Raw genomic sequence first — 26,993 nt, 5'->3', positions numbered from 1 at the left:
GAGTGACTAGCTTGATCGATATATTGCTTGTGGATGATGAAACGTATGTGACAGAAAGTCTGGAATTGACCATTCCCTGGGGAGAACTCGGGGTTACGACGGTTTTGCGTGCAGCCTCTGGAAAGGAAGCACTGCAGATCATGGAAGAGAATGCCGTAGACCTTGTCGTTACGGATATTCGAATGCCAGGCATGTCCGGACTGGAACTGATTGAAGAGGTAAGCAGCCGATGGCCGCATATCCGCTGCATCCTGCTGACCGGTCACAGTGATTTTCAATATGCCAAGAAAGCCATTCAGCTGCAGGCTGCCGATTATATTCTCAAGCCAGTGAATGATGAGGAGTTCATGGCTTCGGTCTCTGCTGCGATTTCGTCCCTTCGGGGGGAATGGGATGAATTCGATAAATACCACCGGCTGCTGTATAGCCGGAAGTCCGATTATAAAATTTTGCGGGAAAATCTGATGCATGATCTGTTACTGGGGCGTGAGATTACGGCTCGTGCATTAGGTGAACAGCTGGAAAAATACGAGATTGCGCTTCAGCCGGACCAGCCAACGGTAATGATGCTGATTCGCCTTACAGGCCGGTTCTCGGCAATGGATCAGCAATCGCTGGATTTAATGGAGTTTGCAGTGGGCAATATCGCCGAAGAGGTGTTTGGTCCCCAGTACAACGTTTGGTTTGGACGAGGTCCACATGAGTGTCTGGTCATGATGATACAAAAAGAGGGATGGACGGAGCCAGTCTTAACGAATGTGGAGGAACTGAAACAGCCTGTTGGGACTTTTCGCGAGCATGTTATTCGATATTTGCAAGGGGATCTGTCCATGGTAGTCACAGCGCCGTTTCCCTTTGCTGATCTGACAACAGCTTATCGTAAAGGTTTGGGATCACTGGTACTGTCCGGGCCAGAGGAAAACACAATCATATACATGGATAACGAGTTATCCAAACGTCCGGAGAATGATGCGGCACAGCAAGCGCTTGAAGAACTGTATAAGCCGCCTGTGCTGCCGCAATTGCTCGAAACCAAACAATGGGAGGCAGCGGCACGAAAGCTGGACGCCGTTTTTGATGCAGCGGAACGTGTATGTCTCTCCAGGGAACATGTATATGAGATGTATCTGTCTGTGACGAATGCATTTATGTATATTGCGCATAAGCAGGGACACCTTGTACATGAGATTGATCATGCAGGATTCGACCTGCTGCTGGCGCATCAGCTGATTCAATCACCTGACAAGCTTCGCCGCTGGGCGACTGAGATGCTTGCCAAGTTGCAGGAGGAACTGTCGGATCAGGACGGTGTACAGAGTCGCAGGCACGTCATCAAGCAGGTTCAGGAGATGGTGACCAGAGACGCTGGGCAGGATCTGTCCGTGAAGATGATCGCAGACAAAGTGTATCTGCATCCCGTGTACTTGTCCAAGATCTACAAAGCAGAGACTGGTGAGGGGCTGGGCGATTATATGATTCGTATGCGGATGGAGCGTGCCCTGTATTTGCTCAAGAACACAAACAAAAAAATATACGAGATCACCAGTGAACTTGGGTACCAAAATCCGCAATATTTCAGCAAAATGTTCAAAAAGCATTATGGAATGACACCGAATGAATATCGGGATCAGGCATAATTTTGACATCATTCTCGTATATAGGTTGCCAAAGGTGCAGAAATCTTGTTTTCGTGACATAGGCTGAAAGACCCGGCAGGCCTATAATGAAAGGGTAACCAAAACGATTGAGGGGGAACAACTAATGAGAGCGAAATCTACAAAAAAGAGATGGCTGCCGCTCCTAGCTACGACAACGTGTCTGGCTGTCATCCTATCTGCATGTGGAGGAGGCAACAGTGGCGGTGAGAACGCGGGTTCGAGCACGTCAGCCGTTGAAAACGAATACAAAGAAAAATATGATCCGGCAGTAACGATTACAACAGCATGGGGAATCGACCCTGAGCTGAAATTCAAAAATGGCGAATCCATGGAAAATAACGTGGCAACCAAGTGGGCCAAAGACAAATTTGGAATTGAAATCAAATCCTTGTGGTCTGTAACGGACACCAATGGAGCCTTTGCAACTAAGCTTCGTCTCGCGATGTCTTCCGGTCAGGAAATGCCGGATGTTGTAACGGTTGGGGATAATCTGCTTGCCCAGGACCTGATTGATTCCGGCATGTATCAGGAAGTAGGCCCATTGTTCGACAAATACGCTTCCGATACTTGGAAAAAGGCGATGGAGCAGGACCCTAATGTGTGGAACCAGTACAGCCGGGACGGCAAAAGAATGGGTATTCCCGTACTAGACTATGCATACAACAATGATTACCTGCTCTGGATTCGTCAGGACTGGCTGGACAAGCTGAACATGAAAGCGCCAAAAACCATTGACGAGCTGGAAGCCGTAATGGAAGCGTTCAAAAATAAAAATCCGGATGGATTGGCTCCAGACAAGGTCACTCCACTGAGCATCGGTTTCAAAACATCCATGAACACATGGATGGGTGATCCATCCTGGATCTTTGGTGCTTACGGTACACTGCCATTTCAATGGAATGTGGGTACAGACGGCAAGCTGGAGTATGGTTCCATCAATCCGGGCATGAAGCAAGGTCTGACCAAATTGAGCGAATGGCTCAAAAAAGGGTACATCCCTCAGGAAGCAGCGTTATGGGATGAGAACAAAACGGCAGAACCGGCAGTTGCTGGTACGGCAGGTATTATCCCGGGTCCTTACTGGATGAGCGGATGGCCGTTGACGGATACGGTGAAAAATGTACCAAGTGCAGTATGGAAACCAATTGAAATTCCGACAGGGCCTGAAGGTAAAGCGATGCGTCACGGCACGCAATTTGTCAATGGTGTTGTATTGATCAAGAAAGACATGGAACACCCTGAAGCTTTCTTTACGTATCAGAACTATTTGTTTGACAACTATGCAGATCCGGCAGCAGGAAGTCCTTATGACAATGGACTGTTTGAAGGATATGACTACCAATTGGATGCAGACGGAAAACAGAAGAAGCCAGATGAAATTGACGGTGGATATGTAAACGTTGTACGTTATTTGCTCGTGCGTGATGGCGCGCGTATTCCGGACGCTCAGATGAAAGCTCTATTGAATCTGGCTGACGGTAAAGAACCGGAAACCAAGCTTGAAAAAGATGTTGCCGTCAATTATGGTTCCGAAACGCCTGCAGCAGCAAAAGTACTGTTGAGTCAGGAAGAAATTTCTTACAAAAACATGTTTACAGGTCCTACAACGCAGACGATGAAATCGAAGCTGGACTATTTGAACAAAATTGAGAACCAAACGTTTAACGAAATCATTTATGGCAAAAATCCGGTAGATGCGTTCGATACATTTGTACAAACGTGGAAATCGGGTGGCGGTGACCAAATCACACAAGAGGTCAACGAATGGTATGACAGTGTGAAAAAATAAGGTTCAAGGGCGTGCAGACGATACAAGTCTGCACGCTTTTTGTCGTTGTGGGAGCATATTTTTCGGGCAAGTGGAACGGAGCAGCAAAGGAAGAATGATTGGAAATACAGCGAGTCCAAACTGGTTGCTTTTGTGCCATTTATATTGCTTTTATGTGCTGTTTGACCTATGCATACGGTTGATATAATCGCAGTATAAGCCACTCGGGGAGCACTTGAGTAGGAAGAATTACAGGGGGAGCAATCATGAGAACTTTGAAACGAACTTGGCCATTCCACGTAATGCTGCTGCCAGCCATCATCTTTCTGATTATATTCAGTTATGTGCCTATGGGCGGAATTGTTATGGCATTTCAGAACTACAAACCATGGCTCGGCATCAGCGGCTCGGAGTGGGTCGGGCTTGATAATTTTAGATATTTGTTTGAACGCGAGGACAGCCTGCAAGTCATTTGGAATACACTGATCATTGCTGTGCTCAAACTCATCTTTAACTTGTTTGTCCCGTTTGTGTTCGCGATTCTGCTCAATGAGGTTCGCAAGATGGCGATCCAGCGAACGATCCAAACCTTGGTGTATCTGCCTCACTTCTTGTCTTGGGTCATCCTGGGCGGGATTTTGATCGATCTGTTATCCACCGGAGGACTGGTGAACCGGGTACTCGGGACATTCGGACTTGGGCCATATTTCTTCCTTGGAGATAACAGCTGGTTCCGACCAACGATCATTCTAACGGATGTGTGGAAGGAATTCGGCTATAACATGATTGTCTTCTTGGCTGCCCTTGCCGGCATTAACCCGGCGTTGTATGAAGCAGCAGAGATTGACGGAGCGGGTCGTTGGAAGCAGACGCTGCATATTACCATCCCGTCTCTTGTACCGATGCTAATGGTGGTTGGAACACTGGCTCTTGGTAATGTACTTAACGCTGGGTTCGATCAGATTTTCAATCTGTACAACCCGCTCGTATATCAAACGGGCGACATTATTGATACATTCGTTTATCGCTCGGCGCTGGAAAATGGAGAGATGGGCTTCGCGACCGCAATTGGATTATTTAAATCGGTCATCAGCATGGTCTTGATCCTTGTATCATACAGCTTAGCCAAAAAATACGCCGGATATCGCATATTCTAATCGAATGAACGGAGAAAGAAGGGACCACGATGTATCATAAATCAACGCCTTATCGCGTGTTCAACGTCATCAATATTTGTTTTCTCATTTTGGTTGCCATTATGTGTATTGTACCGATGATTCATGTCCTGGCTGTATCCTTCAGTAACAAGGCTGCCGCAGATGCCAACCTCGTCAGCCTATGGCCGGTAGGGTTTTCACTTGAAGCATACAAAAAAACGATGAATAATCCGATTTTCCTAAACTCTCTCTGGATTTCCTTGCTGCGGACAGTCATTGGTACGGGAATTACGTTGCTGATTACCTTTTTGGCGGCGTACCCGTTGTCGAAAGAAAATAATGAGTTTAAAGGAAGAACCGTCTATTCATGGATTTTTGTTTTTAGTATGATCTTCAATGGAGGACTCGTTCCCTTCTATATGGTCATCCAGAAGATCGGCCTGATGGATTCCTTCTGGGTGCTTGTGCTGCCGGGAGCTGTTAACACCTTCCTCGTTATTCTGATGCTAAACTTCTTCCGGGGTATTCCGAAAGAGCTTGAGGAAGCAGCGCTGATGGATGGAGCCAATCACTTCAGAACGTTGTTCAGTATTTTCCTGCCGATTTCTATGCCATCGATCGCAACCATTGCACTGTTCAGCATGGTGTTTCACTGGAACTCATGGTTTGACGGATTGCTCTACATGAACAATGCCAAGGATTATCCGCTGGCTACTTTCATGCAGACCGTAATTATCAAACGTGATATGAGTACGATGGCCATGAACCCGAAAGAGATGGAGACCATTTCTCAAACCACAGTAAGAGCGGCACAGATTTTTATTGGAAGTGCGCCAATCCTCATTGTGTATCCATTCCTGCAGCGCTTCTTTGTCAAAGGTATGACCTTGGGTTCGGTTAAAGGCTGAGCCTGCATCTAAATTAAACGGAGGTTGATAAAGTGAGCAATTTAAAGGAAGAGGCATTCATTCTTGGAATGGATGTGTCATTTATGGATGAAATTGAGCAGCATGGTGGGAGCTATCGTGATGAGAACGGGCAGCAGGAAGACTTGCTGACCCTTCTCAAGATGGGAGACGCCAACGCAATTCGTTTGCGTATATGGAACGACCCTGTAGGCGGATTCTGTAATCTGGAGCGAACGGTGGCGGTTGCCATACGGATCAAGGAGCACGGCCTGCATTTCTTGCTGGATTTCCATTATTCCGATCGCTGGGCTGATCCTGCCAATCAATGGAAGCCAAAGGCCTGGGAGAAACTGTCTTATGAGGAATTGCAACGTGCGGTGTGTAACTATACGGCAGATGTGCTGAGAACACTCAAGGAGCATGATGCCCTGCCGGATATGGTACAGGTAGGGAATGAAATTACGCCGGGCATGTTATGGGATGAAGGGCGAGTCAGCGGAGAAGAACATGATACGGATGAACAGTGGGAGCGTTTTGCTGGGCTTGTGAAGTATGGTATTGCTGCAGTTAAATCCGTTGATTCGGAAATCAAGATTATGATCCATATTGACCGCGGCGGGGATAATGCAGAGAGCCGCAAGTTCTATGATCGCTTTGAAGCGCTTGGGGTGGAGTTTGATATCATTGGACTCTCGTATTATCCCTGGTGGCATGGAACACTGGACGCGTTGCGGGACAATCTGCACGACTTGGCTGAACGGTACGGGAAACCGATCAACGTTGTTGAAACGGCTTATCCTTGGACACTGGAGCAACCTGATGGCCACGAGTGGATTCTGAATCAGGAAGAATTACTGTTGCCAGGGTATCCGGCAAGTGTGGAAGGACAGACACGTTATCTGAAGGATCTGCTGCAAATTGTTCGTGAAGTTCCCGGCGGTCTCGGTGCCGGATTCTACTATTGGGAGCCTGCCTGGATTCCAAGCAAGGAAGAATGGTCTGTTGGCCATCCGAATAACTGGGGGAACCTGACGATGTTTGACTTCAAGGGCCAGAAGTTGCAATCGTTTTCAGCACTCAAGGCCGGACTGGAAAATGAAACGGAATGGGATGAGCAGCCTAATGCTGCGTTGATCAAATAGATAAATCAAATTGAAATGATTAAGGAGTTGTCAGCATGACATACAAATATTCACCCGTAAGTTCGAAAGTGCCGCGCATGTTACATGGCGCAGACTATAATCCGGAGCAATGGCTTCGCTATCCTGAAGTGCTTGAAGAAGATATTCGATTGATGAAGCTTGCCAAATGTAATGTGATGTCCATTGGCATCTTCTCATGGGTATCCCTTGAGCCGGAGGAAGGCGTATACACGTTTGAATGGCTGGATCAAGTACTGGATCGTTTTGCTGCCAATGGAATCTATGCATTCCTGGCTACCCCAAGCGGAGCAAGACCCGCCTGGATGTCGGCAAAATACCCTGAAGTGCTCCGTGTAGGGGCCAATCGGGTTCGCAACCTGCATGGCTTCCGTCATAACCACTGCTACACCTCCCCGGTGTACCGGGAGAAGGTTACAGCAATCAATACAAAACTTGCAGAACGTTACTCGGATCATCCCGCAGTCATTGGCTGGCACATCTCCAATGAATTTGGCGGGGATTGCCACTGTGATTATTGCCAGGACGCTTTTCGCGGATGGGTGAAAAACAAATACGGCACGCTGGATGAGCTGAATCATTCCTGGTGGACGACATTCTGGAGTCATACCGTAACGGACTGGAGTCAAGTGGAGTCACCTGCCCCACACGGAGAGACACAGGTCCACGCGATGAATTTGGACTGGCGCAGATTCGTTACGGATCAGACCGCTGATTTTATCGTGCACGAAACCAAGCCGCTGAAGGCCAAAAATCCGGACCTGCCGGTGACAACAAATCTGATGGAGTTTTATGAAGGGTTAAACTATTGGAAGTTCGCGGACATTCTGGATTTCCTCTCCTGGGACAGCTACCCAACCTGGCATGATGCAGACGAAGAAGACAAGCTGGCATCGAGAATAGCTATGATGCACGATATCGTTCGTTCAATTAAAGGTGGGCAGCCTTTCCTGTTGATGGAGAGTACTCCGAGTTCAACCAACTGGCAAGAGGTGAGCAAGCTGAAAAAGCCTGGCATGCATCTGCTTTCTTCTCTCCAGGCGGTAGCACACGGTTCGGATAGTGTACAGTACTTCCAATGGAGAAAAAGTCGTGGTTCCAGTGAGAAACTTCACGGCGCGGTAGTAGATCATGTTGGAACAGAACACACTCGTGTGTTCCAGGATGTAACGGACGTGGGAACGGCTCTTGAAGGCATGGAAGCCATTGTAGGAACATCGGTACCGGCAGAGGTGGCCATCATCTTCGATTGGGAAAATCGTTGGGCCGTTAATGATTCACAAGGTCCGCGCAATATCGGGGTGAAGTATGAGCAAACGGTTGAATCCCATTACGAAGCGTTCTGGAAAAAGGGAGTTGCTGTTGACGTAATTGATATGGATGCCGACCTGTCCAAATACAAGCTGCTGGTCGCGCCTATGCTCTACCTGGTGCGTGAAGGGGTCGGGGAACGGATTGAACAATTCGTTGAAAATGGCGGTACATTCGTAGCTACGTATTGGTCAGGCATCGTCAATGAGAATGATCTGTGTTTCCTGGGCGGTTTCCCGGGACCGCTCCGCAAAACGCTTGGGATCTGGTCGGAAGAAATCGACGGATTGCATGATCGGGATTTGAACGGGGTGATCCCAGTGAAGGGCAACGCGCTTCAACTGAATGCCGAGTATGATGCAATTGAATTATGCGACCTGATTCATCTGGAAGGTGCTGAAGCACTGGCTACGTATCGCTCCGACTTTTATGCTGGCCGACCAGCGTTAACGGTTAACCGTCTGGGAGCAGGTAAAGCATATTATATAGCAACACGTACCAAAGCACCGTTTTATGATGATTTCTATGGAAGTCTAATCGCTGACCTGGGCATTGAACGTGCGCTTGAAACGCAGCTTCCTGCCGGAGTTACGGCACATATCCGAACAGATGGAACAGCTGATTATGTGTTTGTACAGAACTACACACCAGAAACGAAGCAAGTTCAATTGGACGAGCAGTCCTACAGTGATCTGTTGAGCGGTGATATGATGGAGGGGAGTTTGGAGCTCCAGCCATACGATATCCAGGTCCTGCGCAGAGCAACGGAGCGAAAATAGGATATGGTGATCCATTAAGCAGAATGAATGGAGTCCGCGTACAGAAGGCTGCCCTTACCGTCTTATTAGACGATAAAAGGGTGGCCTTTTTGTCATCCAAAGGGCAAGTTGAGTACTTTTTCTGGGCAAGATAAAGGATAAACGTGTCCGCGCAGCGAAGACAAACAGGTAACATTGTAACTCATGACTTTCAGTCTGGGAGGAATTGGAATGAATCAAAGGAATCTAGACGGCAACAGCTTCATTATTCGGCTGGAAATGACAACAAAGGATATCAAATTTGGCGAAGTGGCTTCGGCCATCTCGGAAGCTGGCGGGGATATCATTGCCATCGACGTGATTTCGACCAATCAGGATGTAAGTGTGCGCGACTTGACTGTCGCCGTAACGGATGCACAAGATAACAGCAAAATTATAGAAGGGGTGCGCCAGCTTAAAGGTGTAACCATTATTAACGTATCGGATCGGACGTTCCTGCTTCATTTGGGCGGCAAGATCGAAGTTACACCGAAGGTCCCCATTCATAACCGTGAAGACCTGTCACGCGTATATACACCGGATGTGGCTCGGGTATGTTCAGCGATTGCAGAAGAGCCGGGCAAGGCATTCTCGCTGACGATTAAGCGTAATACCGTTGCAGTCGTTTCCGATGGCAGTGCAGTACTGGGACTCGGGAACATTGGCCCCCGTGCCGCGATGCCGGTCATGGAAGGTAAAGCGATGCTGTTCAAACAGTTTGCAGGTGTAGATGCTTTTCCAATCTGTCTGGATACACAGGATACCGAGGAAATCATTCGAACTGTGAAAGCGATCTCACCGGCATTTGGTGGCATTAACCTGGAGGACATCTCGTCTCCGCGCTGCTTCGAAATTGAGCGTCGTCTGAATGAGGAACTGGACATTCCGGTATTTCATGATGACCAGCATGGTACGGCAGTTGTACTATACGCAGGTCTGATTAACGCGCTTAAGCTGGTAGGGAAATCCATTACGGATGTGAAAATCGTTGTCTGCGGTATCGGTGCAGCGGGTGTGGCTTGCAGTAATATTCTGCTATCTGCAGGAGCGAACCGGGTGGTTGGTGTCGATCGTGACGGGGCGCTGGTAAGAACGAATTCCTATGAAAATGAAGTATGGACCGACTATGCGGCTCGTACCAATCCGGAGCTGGAGACAGGCTCACTCCGGGACGTGATTCGCGGAGCGGATGTATTTATCGGGTTGTCACGCGGTAATCTGTTAACCCGTGAAGATGTACAATCCATGGCGGCCGACCCGATTGTTTTCGCCATGGCGAATCCGGTCCCAGAGATTATGCCTTCTGTAGTGGAGGATATTGTGGCTGTCATGGCAACTGGCCGTTCAGATTACCCGAATCAGATCAATAACGTATTGTGTTTTCCGGGGATGTTCAGAGCCGTTCTGGACTGTCGTGCAAGTGAAATTAATGAGGAAATGAAGCTGGCTGCAGCCCAGGCAATTGCTTCGGCCATTTCGGATGAAGAACGTACCCGTTATTACATTATCCCGAGTGTGTTCAACGACAAGATTGTCAAATCGATGCGCAATCGTGTGATTGAAGCAGCGGTCAAGACGGGTGTGGCAAGACGTATACCTCGTGAACAAGCTCGCGAAGGCGGGGAAGTGTAAGATGCAAGATAATTCCCCTCAACATCTGAACCCAAGTGCGCAGCAATCGGGGCATGTGGATCATGTTGATGGAACGTTTACCGGAGAGGCCATTCTTCGCGCAGCTCGCGCTTTTGTTCAGGGAGATGCCGCAGCGCATGCGGATGGTCATGATTGGCCTCATATCGAACGGGTCACCACACTTGCGGTTGAGCTTGCATATCGTATGGGAGCCGATCCTTTCGTCTGTGAATTGGCTGCATTGCTTCATGATGTGCCGGATGAGAAGCTGAACGAGAGTCTGGAAGTGGGCATGGCGAAGCTGAACGCCTGGCTGGATACCCAGCCGTTGGAAGTGGGTACCCGGGAAGATGTGGTCAATATCATTCGTTCCATTTCCTATGCAGGAGGGCAGCGTCCCGCCGTCTCATCGCTGGAAGCTCAGGTGGTACAGGATGCGGATCGCCTGGATGCACTGGGCGCCATTGGTATTGCGCGTACGTTTGCATTTGCCGGTGCGAGAGGTCGTGAGATGTATGATCCAGCCCTTCCACCACGAGAGCAGATGACGCGGGAGGAATACCGGAATGGACGCAGTACCACAATCAATCACTTTTATGAAAAGCTGTTCAAGCTGAAAGATCTGATGAACACGTCCTATGGCAAGGAGCTCGCAGCCCAGCGTCATGACTTTATGGTGCAGTTTGTAGAGCAGTTCAAGCGTGAATGGGAAGGAAGGTTCTCATAACTTTCTCCGTTTGAGTTAAACCTACAATACCCCTACTTCCGAGAGTGGAGTGTGGGGTATTGTTGTGTATACATAGAAGTAACAGGGAATCTAACTCATCAACAGGATACAGGGCATGGTAACCCAAAGGCTTCCATGATACAATAAATCGTTCTCCTGAATTGATTCGGGCAAAAAAAGAAATATGGGGTAATAATGATAATGATCAAACGAATGAAATCAGTTTTGAAAAAGAGGAGGGGTCACCATGTCATTTGGTGCACGTGTACTTAAGACAGGGATTGCGGTCACGCTGGCCCTGTACCTTAGCAGCATGTTCCTGAACCCGCAATCTCCCGTTCCCGCCGCAATCGCGGCCATCTTTGCGATGCAGCCATCCATCTACCGGTCATGGAAGTACTTCCTGGATCAGTTGCAGACCACTACACTTGGGGCAATCGTTGCGCTGATAGGAGGCATGGTGCTATCCAATGAGCCCATCGCCGTCGGGCTTATTATTGTGCTGGTGATTATGATTTGTCTTAAATTGAATATGGGCGAGACGGTGGGTCTGACGCTGGTAACCGTTGTATCGATTATGGAAGCGTCGGGTGACTGGCATTTTGCATTGAACCGTTTCCTGCTGACACTTGTCGGTATTGTATCTGCTTTTCTTATTAACATTACGGTATTTCCACCCAAGCCGAAGATTCAGTTCGTGAAGCAGATTCAGAGTGTGTTCAGTGGCATGTCACTGCTGCTGCGTACGTCCATCTCGGATGAGATCAAGGAAGTCGTGTTCCGGGATGAGAAAAATAATCTGGGCGGTTCGATTAAATCTTTGTCAGATAAGTATAATTTGTTTGAAGAAGAACAGAAGAAGATGAAACGTTCCAAATTCAGCGAGACCCGGCAGATGGTCGTATACAAACAGATGCTGCTGAGTCTGCAAAAGGGATTTGATGTGCTGGATTCGGTAGAACGCCATTATTTCCAGGCACAGCGAACACCGGAAATGGATCAGTTCTTTGATACACATCTGGAGCTTGTTATCAAATTCCATGAACATGCATTACTCAAGTTCGAAGATAAATTGAAACCGAACGGTGAAGAGGCAGCACAGTTCATTCTGGACAATGATCGTTTCATGGAACAGGCGATTGCTCAGTTTGATAAGAATCAGGATGGAATGTTGAGACTATCCATTGTGGCTTCCGCGATCTATGATTACGGCTATCAACTGGAACGATTGAATCGTCTTGCCGAGCATGTACACGGATCCAGTGAAGACAAAGAGTCCCAAGATACAATTTTGAATTGGCTTAAATGGCCCTAAACATGCAGTCCAGATTGCAGTGATGAGGGGTCATCATATACAATGGAAGCACAACTAGCCCGGACCGCGTGTCCGGGTTGTTTTGCATACATAGTGGAATTATTGCAACGAAATCCGAATCTAAATGAACCGAGGGATATCGAAATGAATGTACCAAAGCTGGACGCCAAATGGTTAGAGTGGCTGAGTGGTGATCATCTGGAGCAGAAACAGCATGAAGCGATGCAATTGTTAACGGTGTCCGAAGATGCCTGGCCCCATCAGGCAATGATCAGCATGGGCGAAGTGATTGCTATCAGTCCAACGCGGCTTAGACTGGCTCTATGGCAAGGAACCCAGACAAGTATGAATATGAGCCGAACAGGCAAGGCTACCTTGATTGCAGTTCATGAGCAAAGTCTGCTGCATATCCGTCTGGAAGTAAGTCCGTTATCTCAGATCAGGGAAACCATGGTTCCCAGAGATCGTTTTGAAGCAGAAGTGGTGAATGTACGTGTGGATCAAGCACCTTATGCAGAGATTACTTCAGGGATAACATTTCAATTAAAGGATGAGTCTGAAGCGATGGCGCGCTGGAAGGAAACCATACAAGAATTACGGAAATAAAGGGAGTCTAACAATAGCCAAGTCGTTCTTGGGTAATAATAGAAGAAAAATCGCAAGACAATCAGTTAAAACATTAAATAAACAACAAAAAACGCCTCCGCTTGCAACGGGACGCAGTCACTGGTACAATAAAAAATGGTTTTCAGAAAATTAGAACTAATTAACATAAAATAAAAATGTTTACTTTCTAATTAATTATACCATAGCCTTTTCGGGCTTGTCAAATGGGCTTTTGAGGACACAATCCGGGGAAAGAGGGGCGTATTAACATATGAGTACAGACCAGCAATGGAGCGAGGAGCAGCAGCGGGTCAACATTGTAACAGAACAGATTGATCGGAAAATCCACATCCTGGAAAAAGAGGTAGGTTCCTTCAGGGACGAAGTTGTAGGGATGAGAAAAGACTTTTGGGACGAAGTCACCATGAACTTCAGCGAAGCGGATGATGTGGGTGAGACCTCTACCAGCATGCGGCAGCAATCACAGGTTCTATCGGACCGGGAGCGCAGTCATTTGAATACGGCAGCAGCACTGGACAAAATGAAACGGCTGCATCATTCACCGTATTTTGGACGCATTGATTTTAAGGAAAATGGCTATCCGAATGCAGAACGAATCTATCTGGGGATCGCATCATTGCTGGATGAGAAGGAGGAATCCTTCCTTGTTTATGACTGGCGTGCACCGATATCGAACCTGTATTACGATGGTGCGCCAGGTCCGGTCGCGTATCAGACACCGAGTGGTGAGATTAGCGGTGATATTGAGATGAAGCGGCAGTTTGTTATTCGGGATGGACGTATCCGCTTTATGTTTGACACCGGAGTTACGATTGGGGATGAGCTGCTGCAGGCCGTCCTCAGCCGGACCTCGGATGCACAGATGAAAAGCATTGTGGCGACAATCCAAAAGGAGCAAAACCGGATTATCCGTAATGACCGGACTCGCATGCTGATCGTACAGGGAGCTGCGGGCAGTGGCAAAACATCCGCTGCACTTCAGCGTGTGGCGTATCTTCTCTATAAATACCGCGAGCATCTGCAAGCGGATCAGATGGTCCTTTTTTCGCCAAACCCGATGTTCAACAGTTATGTTTCCACCGTTCTGCCTGAACTTGGTGAGGAAAATATGCTGCAAACGACGTTTCAGGAGTATCTGGAACGCCGTCTGGGACGTGAATATCAGCTGGAAGATCCATTCATTCAACTTGAATATGTGCTCACCGGAACAGAAGATCCTCAGTACGAAGCACGTATGTCCGGCATTCGATTCAAGTCGTCTGACTCCTTCCTCAAGGTCATTACACGATACAAGGACAGCATGCTGACCGAAGGCATGAAGTTCAAGCCTGTTCGATTCCAGGGGCGGGCTGTTGTCACGGCAGAGGCCATGGCCGAGAAATTTTACAGTTTTGAGTCCTCCGTTAAGCTGGTGAATCGTCTGGAAATCTTACGGGACTGGATGCTCAAAGAGTTATCTGCGTTCGGTAAAGGGGAACTAGAGGCTCCTTGGGTAGATCAACAACTGGACCTGATGGAGCCTGAGGATCTGCAACGTGCTTATCAGCGTCTGAAGCGAAAGCAAAAAGGAAAGTCGGATACGTTCGACGATTTCCAGCAGGAAAGGGAAATACTCGCCCGTATGGTTGTGAGTGATCGGCTCAAGCCTTTGCGTAAATGGATCAAATCCTTGCGTTTTGTCGATGTTCGTCAGCTGTACGCGCATTTATTCAACGACCGGGCTCAGATGATTCGCCTATTGGGAGATGAAGCGCTGCCTCCATACTGGGAAGAGATCGGGGATATGACTCTTCACAGGTTGAAAGCACAGGAGTTGGCGTATGAGGATATCACACCTTATTTGTATTTGCGCGAGTTGCTGCTCGGTTTCCATATTAACTCCAACATCCGTCATGTGATCATTGATGAGGCTCAGGATTACTCTGCTTTTCAGCTGGCTTTTATGAAAAGATTGTTCCCGAGAGCTAAGATGACGGCACTCGGAGATTTCAATCAGGCCATCTATGCACATTCCTCGGTATTGAGTGGTACGGGGCCTCTGACTAACCTGTATGGACCGGAAAATACAGAACTGATTGAACTGACGAGAAGTTATCGTTCAACACAGGAGATTGTGGAGTTTACCCGGGGAATGGTTCCCGGTGGAGATGAGATCGTTCCATTTAACCGGAGCGGGGAGAAGCCGAAAGTGATGGTTTCTTCCAAGGTACAGGAGCATTTGCACGTCATTACATCCGATCTCCGCCATCTGATTCAGGAAGGGTACGAATCGGTTGCGGTGATCTGCAAGACGGCGGAAGAGAGCAAGGATGTACATGAAGCGTTAAGTGAAGTACTGCCTGCCGCACCGAAGTTGATCAAAAAAACAACACTGGCCTTTGAACGTGGTGTGCATATCATCCCTGCTTACCTGGCTAAAGGTGTGGAGTTTGATGCGGTTCTGATCTACGATGGCTCTGCAGAACAATACGCCCAGGAACATGAACGTAAGCTGTTTTACACGGCATGTACTCGAGCCATGCATTTGCTGCACGTGTACTGCCTGGGTAAACCAAGCCCGTTCATTACATCCCAGTCCGAAGAATTATATGACATGGGCAAGGTGTCTGCCTCCCAAGCCGATTAATAGCATCTTTACCAAAGAAAGAAGGCTTCCGTTCGTAGGGACGGGAGTCTTTCTGTATATTGTGGTATTGTGAAATACTTGTTCGGAGAAGAATAGAGAAAGTGGATTGAAATAGAAGTGAAATAGGAATGAAATAGATAACAGTTTACGTCATTAAATTGAATGATTTGGGTTCTGCAGCTAAAATTGGAATCTTATTTTGTGTTGATGCACAATAGATGTGAATTTACTTTACACTTCGAGTTGGTACTCATATAATCGTAGCAATCTATTTTTTTGGATCGTTTATTTCATGAAGGAGGCAGCAGCATGAACACACCATCTTTTGAACGCCCGTTAATGGCGGATTGTGTACCGGATTTGGTAGCAACAGCACGGGGAGACTTGCCTGCGACATTGGTCATTCGGGGTGGAACGCTGGTTAATGTAATTTCGGGAGAGATTTTGCCGGGGATGTCCGTAGCGGTACAGGGAGCCCGGATTGCATATGTAGGCAAAGATGTAAGCCATACGATCGGAGAACATACACGCATCATTGAGGCTGAAGGCAAATACATTGCTCCTGGATTGCTGGATGGGCACTGTCACATTGAAAGTACTCAAATGAAAGTAACGGAGTTTGCAAGAGCCGTACTGCCTTCCGGGACGACCGGTGGTTTCTTTGACCCGCATGAGATCTCCAATGTGCTTGGACTGAAAGGTCTGCGGTTGATGCTGGATGAAGCTCGGACGACACCCATGGCTGCCTATATGCAGGTGGCCTCCTGTGTTCCGTCCACACACCCTGGACTGGAAACAACAGGCGCGTATATTGGACCTGAAGAAGTGGCGGAAGCTCTATCCTGGGGACCGGATATGATTGGTCTTGGTGAAGTGATGAACTTTCCTGGGGTGGTGTACGGTGACGAGACGATGATCGGTGAGATTCAGGCAACGCTGCGGGCAGGCAAGGTGGCAGATGGTCACTTTACTTGGGCAGCGGATGACTGGCGCCTGCCAGTCTATGCAGCAAGTGGCGTTACGGGGGATCATGAATGTGTTACGAAGGAAGATGTGGTGGAACGTCTGCGGCTTGGCATGTATGCCAAAATGCGTCAGGGCTCAGCATGGCATGACGTTGCGGAAACGATCAAAGCCTGCACAGAGCTTGGTCTGGATACTCGCCGCATGATGCTGGTGACCGATGATCGGAGTTCCGAGTCATTGCTTAAAGAAGGTCATATGGATTTTGTCGTTCGATTGGCTATTTCGCAAGGGGTAAAGCCGGTCACGGCTTTCCAGATGGCAACCATCAATACCGCTGAACGCTTCGGCGTAGCCCGTGACGTTGGTGCCGTGATCCCGGGGAATATCGCTGACATTATTTTGCTGGATGGACGCTTGGCGGATGTCCGTGTAGGGATGACGATTGCCGCGGGGCATGTTGTGGCAGAGAACGGCAAAATGACAGCGGTATGGGATAGCTTCACTTATCCGGAAGAAGCGCTGAACACAGTGAAACTTGCGGCCAATATCCAGCCGAAGGACATGAATCTGTCTGCACCGATTACCGAAGGTACCATTGGAGCGAAAGTCATTCATGTGACGGAGAATCATGTGGATACGAAGGAAAAGCATGTTAATGTCACGGTGGAACATGGTAATGTCGTCATTCCGGCTTCTGGTGAAATCTGCAAAATTGCGGTGCTGGAGCGTCACAAACAAACGGGAAATCGTGCTGTTGCTCTTGTAGGAGGCATTGGTTTTACATGTCCTGCGGCCATTGCCATGACCGTTGCGCATGACAGCCACAATCTGCTCATTATCGGTAATGATGACGCATTGATGGCTGAGGCGGGCAACCGGGTCATTGGGATGCAGGGAGGCGTAGCCGTCGTGACTGCCTCTAGTGTGACCGAATTCCCGCTGCGCATTGCAGGCCTGATGTCCACGGAATCTTTTGAAGTAGTAGCAGCTCAATCTGCAGCTATAAGTGAAGCGTTACAGTCTGCTGGCTGTACGTTAAATAACGCATTTATGACGCTGTCTCTGCTGGCGCTTGTTGTTATTCCGGAATTGCGCTTGTCTGATAAAGGCTTGGTACGCATTTCGGCAGAAGGCATTGAGCTGGTATCTCTGTTTGATGAGATGGTGGAGAATACACCGGCTGCACCAGCCGGGAACTAACGAATAATCCACATCCATTTGTCCTTGAAATGGGGAGGAAAATGAAGGTCGCCTTAGAGCGGCCTTTTTTTGTGTTTGGACAGAAAGCGCTTACTAGGTCTTCGGTCGTTTATTATTCATATGTAATGAATGACTCAAGAAAGGGGGAAATAAAGCGTAAATGATAATATTTTCTATAAATGAGTCTTAAGAACTATAAATACAGAAGTGTGTATACCCGAAATAATATTATATGATTCTTTCGTCGTGAGTCTAAGAGATGATGTTGCATATAGAAGCAATGTAAATAGTCGTACTTCGAATCAATACCTTTGAATGAATATAAAACGACAGATTTTCATCGGGATTTGCACGTCAGAGCTGCATAACATCTAAGGGAGTGTATAAATATGAAAAGCAAAAGGGGTCAATATTTAGTTTTGTTAATTGGTTGTTTCATGCTGTTTACGAGTAATGCTTATACTTGCAAAGCCACTGCACTTGGCTCAGTCGACAGTTATGAAACCATCCATGGAACGGTTCAGGGATCGGTAAGAGCAACCTGGGTATGGGATACCACACAGATTCAAAATAACCCTCAGCTAGTGCTGAAGTTTGCCACAACGAACAATATCAATACGATCTACCTACAAATGAATCGGGATGTAAAGCTTCCGTACTATACATCTTTCATTCGTCAAGCCAGAGAGAAAAATATTGCCGTGGACGTCATGGATGGCAGACCTGCCTGGGGATTGACCGAGAGTCGGCAGCAAATTGCCGATTTTCTGGACTGGGTTGAAACGTATCAAAATCAAGTAGAGCCCAATGAGAAATTTGCTGGCATTCATCTGGATATTGAACCTCATGTCCATCCAGAGTGGAAAACCAATCAGGCCAGTGTGATTACACAGTGGCAGGGGAACGTTCAATACATTGTCGATCGGGCCGCTTGGATGAAAATGCCTGTAGCTGCAGACCTGCCCTTCTGGCTGGATGGTTACAAAATTCCGGGTTCAACGATGAATGTAAGCAGCTGGATGATTCGCAAGTTCGATTCAATCACCATTATGGCGTATCGGGATACGGCTGCAGCGATCTATAATGTAGCGAAGGATGAGCTTGCGGAAGCAGCACTTCTTGGCAAAACGGTATCCATTGCCGTGGAAACCAAGCAGAGCAAGGAAGGTGACTTTATCACCTTTTATGAAGAAGGTACAGCGTATATGGAAACACAGCTCCAATTGGTTGAGAAAATGGCGAGTACACATTCGTCGTTTAACGGTTTTTCGGTCCATGAGTACAGCTCCTGGGAGCTGTTGAAGAATTAAATTCCATCCATCAGAATGATAAAAAGGTGCTTACTGCCGACTGAAGTGTGACCTGTCAAGTGGACAAGCCGCGCTTCAGACGATCAGTGGCACCTTTTGTTTATGAGATCCACATGTGAAAAGCAGTGAACAGTCGTCACCAAAGCGTTTCCGGCAGCTTCATAACGTTTATGACTAGATTAGCGCAGGTTCCATCTCCACATTTTCATAAAACATTTTGCGATATCGGGAGGGGGTCGTATTTTTGTGTTTCTTGAACGTTGTAATGAAGTAGCTCAAATGCTCGAAGCCGACGTCCATGGCAATATCTACAATTTTGTGGTCGGTATTCTCAAGCTGATAACAGGCCTGCTGAACGCGATAATAGTTAATGTAGTCGACCGGACTTTTCTGCACCATCTGTTTGAAAAAGCGGCAAAAGTGTCCTTCGCTCATATTGGCTTCATCTGCCAGTTCTTTTAACTTGAGGGGTTCGGGGTATCGCTTGTGAATATAGCTTAGCACGGATTTGAGGCGTTCCACTTTATCATGGCTGCCTGCCGAAACGGTCCCCTTGAGTGGAGCAGGTCTCATATGTTCAAACATTTGTGCAAATATTAAATAGAGGTAAGCTTTCGTTGTCATCTCACAAGTGGCAGCCCCGGTGGCATGATTGGCAAAAATTCGTTTTAAATGATGAAGAATCTCTTGTCCCCACGCTTCATCAGCACGGATATGATAAGGAGGAAGAATCGTTTTGTGTACAAGCGGGCCCACGAATTTCTCCTGTACAGCATCAAATGTCCGACTGCCCAGCAGCTCCGGGTGAAATACAATGGATGAAAAAACGCAGGGGACATCACCCTTCAGATAGCCTGCATGAATCTCACCCCGATTGATAAAAATAGCGTCTCCCGCCTGAACCTCTACTGTATTCATATCGATTTGAAAAACAGCACTGCCCTGAGTCACCATGGTGAACTCCATCTCGTCGTGCCAGTGACAATCCAGAATGCTGTCGCCATTCAACTGTTGAATATCCGGGTACACACTGACGGGATACATGGCATTGCCGTGAATGCGGTCTTCCCGTAATCGTTCACGTTCCATAGGAGATTCTCCTTTTGCATCATTATTAATGTAAACGTTCCCATAGATTGGTGGCGTTTATAAAGAATCGGATAAGAAATATCAAAATCGTGATATATTTGGTCAAAATATGAGAAGAAATTCGTTATTAATGTCAATATTATTATAGTATAACCGAAGGGGGAAAGAAAACATGAAATTTACTGATGGATTCTGGATGACTCGTGAAGGGTACCACATTCAAAACCCGACTGACATTCGTGATATTGTGCAAAAAGAGGATTCTTTGACCGTATATGCGGCAACTAAATATATTCGCACCAAAGGTGACACGTTGAACGGTACATTGCTTAAAGCAACGTACAGCTCCCCTATGCCTAACGTTATTCGTGTAACCTTGAATCACCATAAGGGCGGAGTGAAAAAAGGGCCTGAATTTGAGCTTAACCATCAGGATGCGAAAGTTGATATCTCGAAAAATGATCAAGGCGCTGTTCTGAAAAGCGGCAAACTGGAAGTTCAAATCGACAAAACGAACGGTTGGGACGTCAGCTTCCTGTATGAAGGAAAACGGATTACAGGTAGCGGTCAAAGAGCGGCTGGTTATATTACAGGTCCGAGTAAGGAAGCGTACTTCCGCGAGCAGCTTGATCTTGGCATTGGTGAATACGTTTACGGACTTGGTGAGCGCTTCACACCGTTTGTTAAGAATGGCCAAATCGTAGATACCTGGAATGAGGACGGCGGTACAAGCAGTGAGCAGTCCTACAAGAACATTCCGTTCTATTTGTCCAATAAAGGTTATGGCGTATTTGTAAACCATCCTGAACGCGTATCATACGAGATTGCATCTGAGAATGTATCTAAAGTGCAGTTCAGCGTAGAAGGAGAGACGTTGGAATACTTCATTATCGGTGGTGACAATCCAAAAGATGTATTGGATAATTATACGAAATTAACAGGTAAACCAGCGCTTCCACCGGCATGGACGTTTGGTCTGTGGCTGACCACATCATTCACAACGGATTATGATGAAGCAACGGTTAACCATTTCGTAGATGGCATGGCTGAACGTGATCTTCCGCTTTCTGTATTCCATTTTGACTGCTTCTGGATGAAGGAATATCAATGGTCTGATTTCGTATGGGACGAAGCGATGTTCCCGGATCCGGAAGGCATGCTTGCACGTCTGAAAGAAAAGGGTCTTAAAATCTGTGCTTGGATCAATCCGTACATTGCAGAAAAATCCTACTTGTTCGATGAAGGTATGGAGAACGGTTATCTGGTGAAAACAGCGGATGGCAGTGTATGGCAATGGGATATGTGGCAAGCAGGTATGGCTCTGGTTGATTTCACGAATCCGGATGCTGTGAATTGGTATAAGAGCAAGCTGGAAGTCCTGCTTGATCAAGGTGTGGATTCCTTCAAGACTGACTTCGGTGAAAGAATTCCGACAGATGTCGTCTACTTCGATGGCTCTGATCCGGTTAAAATGCACAACTACTATACACAGCTCTATAACAAAGCTGTATTTGAATTGCTCGAAGAGAAGATTGGCAAAAACGAAGCTGCCCTGTTTGCACGCTCTGCAACAGCAGGGGGTCAACAGTTCCCGGTTCACTGGGGCGGAGACTGCTCTTCTACGTATGAATCCATGGCGGAATCACTTCGTGGCGGCCTCTCGCTTGGACTTTCCGGTTTCGGATTCTGGAGCCATGATATCAGCGGCTTTGAAAGCACAGCAACCCCTGACGTATACAAACGCTGGGTACAATTCGGGCTTTTATCTTCTCACAGTCGCTTACACGGAAGCACTTCGTATCGTGTGCCTTGGCTGTTTGACGAGGAATCCGTGGACGTTGTTCGTGACTTTACCAAACTTAAAATCAGCCTGATGCCGTACCTTTACAATTCTGCGGTGGAGTCGACGGTAAAAGGTATTCCGATGATGCGCGCGATGCTGCTGGATTTCCCAGAGGATCCGACTACGTACAGCCTGGATACTCAATACATGTTTGGTGATTCGATTCTGGTGGCTCCAATCTTCAACAAGGAGGGTGATGTTCGTTATTACCTGCCTGAAGGAACATGGACCAACTACCTGACAGGTGCCAAAGTTGAAGGTGGACGCTGGGTTAGCGAAAACCATGACTTCAAAACACTGCCAATGATGGTTAAGCCAAACAGCCTGATTGCTGTTGGTGCTGTGGATAGCAAACCGGATTATGACTTTGCGGATCATGTGTCCCTTCACTTGTTCGAACTGGCTGACGGTAACTCGACTCAAGCGGTTGTTGTAAACCAAAGTGCTGAGCAGGAGCTGGTTGTTAACGTATCCCGTAACGGCTCTGTTCTGGAAGTTCGTGCTGAAGGTGCAGGCAAACCATGGAGTCTCGTGCTGCGTGGCATTGAGAGTGTATCCAGCGTAGATGGCGGTTCCCAAGCTTCCGGTACAAATGGTGTTGTCGTTGCGGCAGCAGCGGGTACAAGCTCGCTTACAATTCAACTGTAGTATTTTGGATAACAGAAGGACGGTACCGAAGGTGCCGTCTGTTTGTTTACTGTCATGCCATAGAAGATATGGTTTTAGCAATTGAATGGTAGTATCATGTAAATTGCTAGTGACAGATAAAGATAGGGGATTAAATAAATGATCACAATGAATTCAGGGTTACATCAAACCATTACAGCAGAGTTGCTGCACCATCTGGTGGAGAAAAATTTTGGAACCGCTACCATCGTGAAGAGTTTTGCTCTTCTGCATGGTGGACTTTTTAATACAACGTACCGGATTCAGCTTGAAAATGCATCACATACGGATGTGATTTTGCGTTTGGCCCCGGAGCGGGTAATGATGGCGTCCGGTTCTGCGAGCGATCCGTTATTTTCATTTGAACGCACGATGATGGCGGCCGAACCTGTCGTTTATGAACATTACCGTAAGGCAGGTATTCCTGCACCGAATATTATTGCCTGTGATGACAGCGGATTAATCATTCCAAGAACGTACATGTTTATGGAGTTCATCCCCAGTAAGCAGTTGGATCATCCATCGATTTCGGGGACAGAGAAAGAGCGATTATATCATCAACTCGGCGCTTACACCGCTGTCATGCATCAGATTGAGGGTGAATCGTTTGGCTGGCCGCAAGGCGATGGAACGATTAAAGGCTCGGATCATTGGTCCGGGGTGCTGCACTCTTTGGCAGAAGAGACGGCAGTTAAAGCGTCACAAGCTGGGTACATGCCGGGTGTAGGGAAAGAAATCGCAGATATGTTCATTAAGAATAAGGATTTATTTGATCAAGTGACTGTTCCGGTTCTTGTTCATAATGATCTGTGGGAAGCTAACGTGCTTGTCCATGAGGAAAACGGGGAGCTGAGCATTGCTGCCATTATTGATGGGGATCGTTCCATGTTTGCCGACAGGGAGTTTGAAGCTATTTTATCGACAGAATCAGCTGCCTTTCATGAAGGCTATGGTCAACCGCAGGATATGTCTAATGAGGGACAGGCTCGCCGACTGGCCTATCGAATACTTTCCTCTTACTTTAATGCGTATGTGCACGAGCATCAGGTGAATCAGCCGGAGGCAGGACGGAAATATTGCGAACGTACACTGAATCTGTTGGAACAATGGAAGCAACTCAAACTTACCTAATAATGCGTAGGAGGGCCTAGCATGAAGGAGTATGTCCAATATCCAATGTGGGACGCAACATTACCATTGGAAGAACGACTGGATGATTTGATCGCGCGTCTGACAACCGAGGAGAAAATTCGATTAATTCCTACACGTGAAGCAGCTGTACCCCGATTGGGAATACCCGGATACAATGTTGGAGGTGAGGCGGCTCACGGGGTTGCCTGGATTGGCGAGGCTACCGTTTTCCCGCAGCCGCTCGGTCTGTCGAGCACCTGGAATACGAAACTCTTGCGTGAAATTGGTTCTGTCATCGGGGATGAAGCCCGAGCATACCATCATCGTGCACCTGAGCGCCATGGCTTGACTTTATGGGCGCCAACCGTCGATCTGGAACGGGACCCGCGTTGGGGCAGAACGGAAGAAGGTTACGGTGAAGATCCCGTACTGACGGGTGAAATGTCGGCAGCGCTTGTGAAAGGCATGCAGGGTAATCACTCTTTCTATCTGAAAATGGTAGCGACGTTAAAACACTTTTTTGCCAACAACAATGAGAAGGATCGGTTAAATTGTTCATCCAGCATCGATCCGCGAAACTTGCGTGAATATTATTTAAAAGCATTCGAGACGCCTTTCGTAGAAGGCGGGGCGTTGTCCATGATGACAGCCTACAATTCGATCAACGGGACACCAGCCATTGAAAGTCCATATGTGAATGATGTGGTCAAGGGTGAGTGGGCGATGCCTGGATTTATCGTGTGTGACGGGGGTGACTTGTCCCAGACGGTCAATTATCATGGTTATCACGCCACGCATGCGGAATCAGCGGCAGGGGCATTAAAGGCAGGCGTGGACTGTCTGACGGACGAGGTTGAATTAGTCGTATCTGCCTTGGAAGAGGCGCTTGAGCGGAACCTGCTGGAGGTCGAGGATCTTGACCGGGCCATTCGCAATATTTTTGGCGTGCGGATGCGGCTTGGTCAACTGGATCAGACGGGTCTGAATCCGTATGCTTCGATATCAGAGTCTGTATTGTGTGCACCTGAACATGCCAAGTTAAGCTATAGAGCAGCTGCCGAGTCTATCGTTTTACTCAAAAATGAGGGTCTGCTCCCACTGCAAGCAGAAACGCTGCAAAAAGTAAGCGTGATTGGCCCCCTTGCGAATGTGGTCTATACCGATTGGTACAGCGGCACGCTGCCTTATCGTGTTACCGCTTTTGAAGGACTGCGCAAGCAGCTTGCCGGAGCAGAAGTAACATTTACAGATGGGAATGATCGCATAAGCTTGAGAACAGGCGATGGAAAGGTAATCACGCTTGGTGCTGAAGGAAAGCTTGTTGCCGTCCCGGAAGGCAGTGCCGAGACAGCCGAATTCATCCATCAGGACTGGGGCTGGGGAAGTCACACGCTTCGTAGTGTGAACAATAATCGCTATGTTTCGTTAACGGAACAGGGCATTTATCAGGCGAATGCACCGGAGATTGGTGGCTGGTTCGTCAAGGAAGTGATTCAGATTGATTCGCAAGCAGATGGAAACAGTACGCTGCGATCATGGAATGGGATTCCGTTGGCGTTGACTGAACAGCAGGGGCAGGTGGTGCTCTTCCCTATAACGGAACAAACAGACAAGGACTTGAGTGCATCTGGAAATCCAAATGCCGTAGACGGAACGCAGGAGCCTGCTGTGCTCAAGCTGAATGTAAATTCTGATGGAATAGAGCAGGCGAGAGAAGCTGCACAGAACAGCGACGTCTCTGTAGTCGTTGTCGGTAATAGTCCGTATATTAACGGCAAAGAGGAAATCGATCGTCCAAGTCTGCTGCTTCCGCCTGATCAGGTTCAACTGGTGAAGGAAGTCTGCAACGTCAACCCGAATACGGTGGTTGTCATTGTGGGCAGTTATCCATTTGCACTGCAGGAGTTGAAAGATGTAGCTCCGGCAATTGTATATTTGACGCATGCAGGGCAGGAATTGGGAAATGCGCTTGCGGATGTTCTGCTTGGAAATTATGCGCCCGCTGGCAGATTGAACATGACGTGGTATGAGGATGAATCGCAGCTTCCGAACATCATGGATTATGACATCATTCTTAACGATACAACCTATATGTATCATGAAGGCCCGGTTCTGTTTCCTTTTGGTCATGGGTTAACTTATTCAGAATTTGAGTATACATCAATCCAAGTGGATCGGGTACAGGGAGCTTCTGGAGATGATATGCTGAAGATTGAGGTACAGGTGGAGAACAACGGGTCATATGACAGCGATGAAGTGGTACAGCTGTACGGACGTGCGCAAACTTCCAGAGTGAAACGCCCGCAAAGACAATTGATCGGCTTTCGTCGTATTCATGTTGCCTCTGGCGCAGTAGAGAAGGTCTCTTTCGAAATTCCTATGGAGAAACTGGCTCTGTGGGATGTTACTCGTGACAGATACTGCCTTGAAACTGCCTCCTGGTCAATCATGGCTGGTCGTTCCTCATTAGATATCCGTCAGACTGCGGAGATCCACATCGAGGGTGAGATTATTCCTGCACGCGCATTGAATCAGCCTACTTATGCGGAAAATTACGATGCATATGCAGGTATTCTTTTGGATGAATGTCTGGAAGGGCGTTCAGCTGTCCGCGCAATAGCTTCAGGTGAACCCTTGTATCGTGAAGGTCAATCCTCGTGGGTTTCATTTCACGACAATGCGTTCCGACAAGCCCGTGAGTTTGAGGGCAGGGTCGCTGCTTTTGGAAAAGCTGGTACTCTTGAGATTAGAGCTGGAGGTCCGGACGGCCGGTTGCTCGGGACCTGTATCGTTCCGGGGCCTGCCGGGTCTGTGAATGGAAAGGATCTCCAATGGATAACGGTACGCTGTAACCTGGAGACGGAACATGAGATAGACCAGTTGTGCCTGGTGTTCAATGGCGGCGCAGCACTCCAACAATTTGTGTTACATTAAGCATCCGATTATACAACTTCATAAAAGCCATCGCGCAAAAGGCTGTCGGGACACCGAATTCGGTGAGACGGCCTTTTTGCGTTGTGATTCGAAGTGATGTTTTTTACATATCCGTATATTCAACTGCAGAACAACCCACAATAACGTTGTAGTTTTCTGAATCTGTAA

At 47.7% G+C, this 26,993-nt stretch carries 17 protein-coding genes; 16 read left to right on the top strand and 1 reads right to left on the bottom strand.

Translation table 11 applies throughout. From position 1 onward, the window contains the following. Positions 1-11 precede the first annotated feature (11 nt). The 13 genes from PPA03S_RS08995 (at position 12) to PPA03S_RS08935 (ending at position 19,162) form a co-directional block, all read left to right on the top strand. Positions 12-1,637, top strand: a complete 1,626-nt coding sequence (locus PPA03S_RS08995; RefSeq protein WP_062321963.1) for a response regulator — start codon at positions 12-14, stop codon at positions 1,635-1,637. Between the two features lie 124 nt (positions 1,638-1,761). Then, positions 1,762-3,447: an extracellular solute-binding protein gene (locus PPA03S_RS08990; protein ID WP_062321961.1), complete on the top strand. Its 1,686-nt coding sequence runs from the start codon at positions 1,762-1,764 to the stop codon at positions 3,445-3,447. 245 nt (positions 3,448-3,692) lie between these two features. Continuing rightward, positions 3,693-4,583, top strand: coding sequence for an ABC transporter permease (locus PPA03S_RS08985; protein ID WP_062321959.1), 891 nt, complete (start codon positions 3,693-3,695; stop codon positions 4,581-4,583). 29 nt (positions 4,584-4,612) lie between these two features. Next, positions 4,613-5,491 (top strand): carbohydrate ABC transporter permease, encoded by an 879-nt coding sequence (locus PPA03S_RS08980; protein WP_062321957.1) that lies wholly within the window; start codon positions 4,613-4,615, stop codon positions 5,489-5,491. Positions 5,492-5,523: 32 nt separating this feature from the next. Then, positions 5,524-6,633, top strand: a complete 1,110-nt coding sequence (locus PPA03S_RS08975; protein WP_082704061.1) for a glycoside hydrolase family 53 protein — start codon at positions 5,524-5,526, stop codon at positions 6,631-6,633. A gap of 35 nt (positions 6,634-6,668) precedes the next feature. After that, positions 6,669-8,741: a beta-galactosidase gene (locus PPA03S_RS08970; RefSeq protein ID WP_062321955.1), complete on the top strand. Its 2,073-nt coding sequence runs from the start codon at positions 6,669-6,671 to the stop codon at positions 8,739-8,741. A 210-nt stretch (positions 8,742-8,951) separates the two neighbouring features. Further along, positions 8,952-10,391, top strand: coding sequence for an NAD-dependent malic enzyme (locus tag PPA03S_RS08965; RefSeq protein ID WP_062321953.1), 1,440 nt, complete (start codon positions 8,952-8,954; stop codon positions 10,389-10,391). A 1-nt stretch (position 10,392) separates the two neighbouring features. Continuing rightward, positions 10,393-11,118 carry an HD domain-containing protein gene (locus tag PPA03S_RS08960; protein ID WP_082704060.1) on the top strand — a complete coding sequence of 242 codons (726 nt, stop codon included), beginning with the start codon at positions 10,393-10,395 and terminating at the stop codon, positions 11,116-11,118. 247 nt (positions 11,119-11,365) lie between these two features. Further along, positions 11,366-12,433, top strand: coding sequence for an FUSC family protein (locus PPA03S_RS08955; RefSeq protein ID WP_062321952.1), 1,068 nt, complete (start codon positions 11,366-11,368; stop codon positions 12,431-12,433). A 144-nt stretch (positions 12,434-12,577) separates the two neighbouring features. After that, positions 12,578-13,039, top strand: coding sequence for a hypothetical protein (locus tag PPA03S_RS08950; RefSeq protein ID WP_062322281.1), 462 nt, complete (start codon positions 12,578-12,580; stop codon positions 13,037-13,039). A gap of 271 nt (positions 13,040-13,310) precedes the next feature. Beyond that, positions 13,311-15,686 (top strand): RNA polymerase recycling motor HelD, encoded by a 2,376-nt coding sequence (helD, locus tag PPA03S_RS08945; RefSeq protein ID WP_062321950.1) that lies wholly within the window; start codon positions 13,311-13,313, stop codon positions 15,684-15,686. Between the two features lie 309 nt (positions 15,687-15,995). Beyond that, positions 15,996-17,852, top strand: coding sequence for an adenine deaminase (locus PPA03S_RS08940; RefSeq protein WP_062321948.1), 1,857 nt, complete (start codon positions 15,996-15,998; stop codon positions 17,850-17,852). A gap of 389 nt (positions 17,853-18,241) precedes the next feature. Beyond that, complete coding sequence (locus PPA03S_RS08935) at positions 18,242-19,162, top strand: hypothetical protein (protein WP_062321946.1); 921 nt, start codon at positions 18,242-18,244, stop codon at positions 19,160-19,162. A gap of 174 nt (positions 19,163-19,336) precedes the next feature. On the opposite strand, the gene PPA03S_RS08930 is transcribed toward PPA03S_RS08935, so the two are convergent. Beyond that, complete coding sequence (locus PPA03S_RS08930) at positions 19,337-20,251, bottom strand: helix-turn-helix transcriptional regulator (protein WP_062321944.1); 915 nt, start codon at positions 20,249-20,251, stop codon at positions 19,337-19,339. 172 nt (positions 20,252-20,423) lie between these two features. Here PPA03S_RS08930 and yicI point away from each other — a divergent pair, with 172 nt between their 5' ends. The 3 genes from yicI to PPA03S_RS08915 all read left to right on the top strand — a co-directional run bounded on the left by yicI (position 20,424) and on the right by PPA03S_RS08915 (position 26,825). Next, the gene (yicI, locus tag PPA03S_RS08925; RefSeq protein ID WP_062321942.1) at positions 20,424-22,742 is read left to right on the top strand and encodes an alpha-xylosidase; all 2,319 of its coding nucleotides are present in this window, start codon (positions 20,424-20,426) and stop codon (positions 22,740-22,742) included. Between the two features lie 138 nt (positions 22,743-22,880). Further along, positions 22,881-23,891 (top strand): phosphotransferase family protein, encoded by a 1,011-nt coding sequence (locus tag PPA03S_RS08920; RefSeq protein WP_062321940.1) that lies wholly within the window; start codon positions 22,881-22,883, stop codon positions 23,889-23,891. 21 nt (positions 23,892-23,912) lie between these two features. After that, complete coding sequence (locus PPA03S_RS08915) at positions 23,913-26,825, top strand: glycoside hydrolase family 3 C-terminal domain-containing protein (RefSeq protein WP_062321938.1); 2,913 nt, start codon at positions 23,913-23,915, stop codon at positions 26,823-26,825. Positions 26,826-26,993: the final 168 nt, after the last annotated feature.

The organism is Paenibacillus pabuli NBRC 13638 (genome assembly GCF_001514495.1).
Taxonomy (GTDB): domain Bacteria; phylum Bacillota; class Bacilli; order Paenibacillales; family Paenibacillaceae; genus Paenibacillus; species Paenibacillus pabuli.
The sequence above is the reverse complement of the archived record's forward strand: the minus strand, read 5'-3'. Positions and strand labels throughout refer to the sequence as shown.

Excerpts from the sequence above, each read along its gene's own strand:
- PPA03S_RS08955 (WP_062321952.1), top strand. The coding sequence starts at position 11,366 with ATGTCATTTGGTGCACGTGTACTTAAGACAGGGATTGCGGTCACGCTG.
- PPA03S_RS08990 (WP_062321961.1), top strand. The coding sequence starts at position 1,762 with ATGAGAGCGAAATCTACAAAAAAGAGATGGCTGCCGCTCCTAGCTACG.
- helD (WP_062321950.1), top strand. The coding sequence starts at position 13,311 with ATGAGTACAGACCAGCAATGGAGCGAGGAGCAGCAGCGGGTCAACATT.
- PPA03S_RS08930 (WP_062321944.1), bottom strand. The coding sequence starts at position 20,251 with ATGGAACGTGAACGATTACGGGAAGACCGCATTCACGGCAATGCCATG.
- yicI (WP_062321942.1), top strand. The coding sequence starts at position 20,424 with ATGAAATTTACTGATGGATTCTGGATGACTCGTGAAGGGTACCACATT.
- PPA03S_RS08915 (WP_062321938.1), top strand. The coding sequence starts at position 23,913 with ATGAAGGAGTATGTCCAATATCCAATGTGGGACGCAACATTACCATTG.
- PPA03S_RS08980 (WP_062321957.1), top strand. The coding sequence starts at position 4,613 with ATGTATCATAAATCAACGCCTTATCGCGTGTTCAACGTCATCAATATT.
- PPA03S_RS08985 (WP_062321959.1), top strand. The coding sequence starts at position 3,693 with ATGAGAACTTTGAAACGAACTTGGCCATTCCACGTAATGCTGCTGCCA.
- PPA03S_RS08970 (WP_062321955.1), top strand. The coding sequence starts at position 6,669 with ATGACATACAAATATTCACCCGTAAGTTCGAAAGTGCCGCGCATGTTA.
- PPA03S_RS08965 (WP_062321953.1), top strand. The coding sequence starts at position 8,952 with ATGAATCAAAGGAATCTAGACGGCAACAGCTTCATTATTCGGCTGGAA.
- PPA03S_RS08920 (WP_062321940.1), top strand. The coding sequence starts at position 22,881 with ATGATCACAATGAATTCAGGGTTACATCAAACCATTACAGCAGAGTTG.
- PPA03S_RS08960 (WP_082704060.1), top strand. The coding sequence starts at position 10,393 with ATGCAAGATAATTCCCCTCAACATCTGAACCCAAGTGCGCAGCAATCG.
- PPA03S_RS08950 (WP_062322281.1), top strand. The coding sequence starts at position 12,578 with ATGAATGTACCAAAGCTGGACGCCAAATGGTTAGAGTGGCTGAGTGGT.
- PPA03S_RS08935 (WP_062321946.1), top strand. The coding sequence starts at position 18,242 with ATGAAAAGCAAAAGGGGTCAATATTTAGTTTTGTTAATTGGTTGTTTC.
- PPA03S_RS08940 (WP_062321948.1), top strand. The coding sequence starts at position 15,996 with ATGAACACACCATCTTTTGAACGCCCGTTAATGGCGGATTGTGTACCG.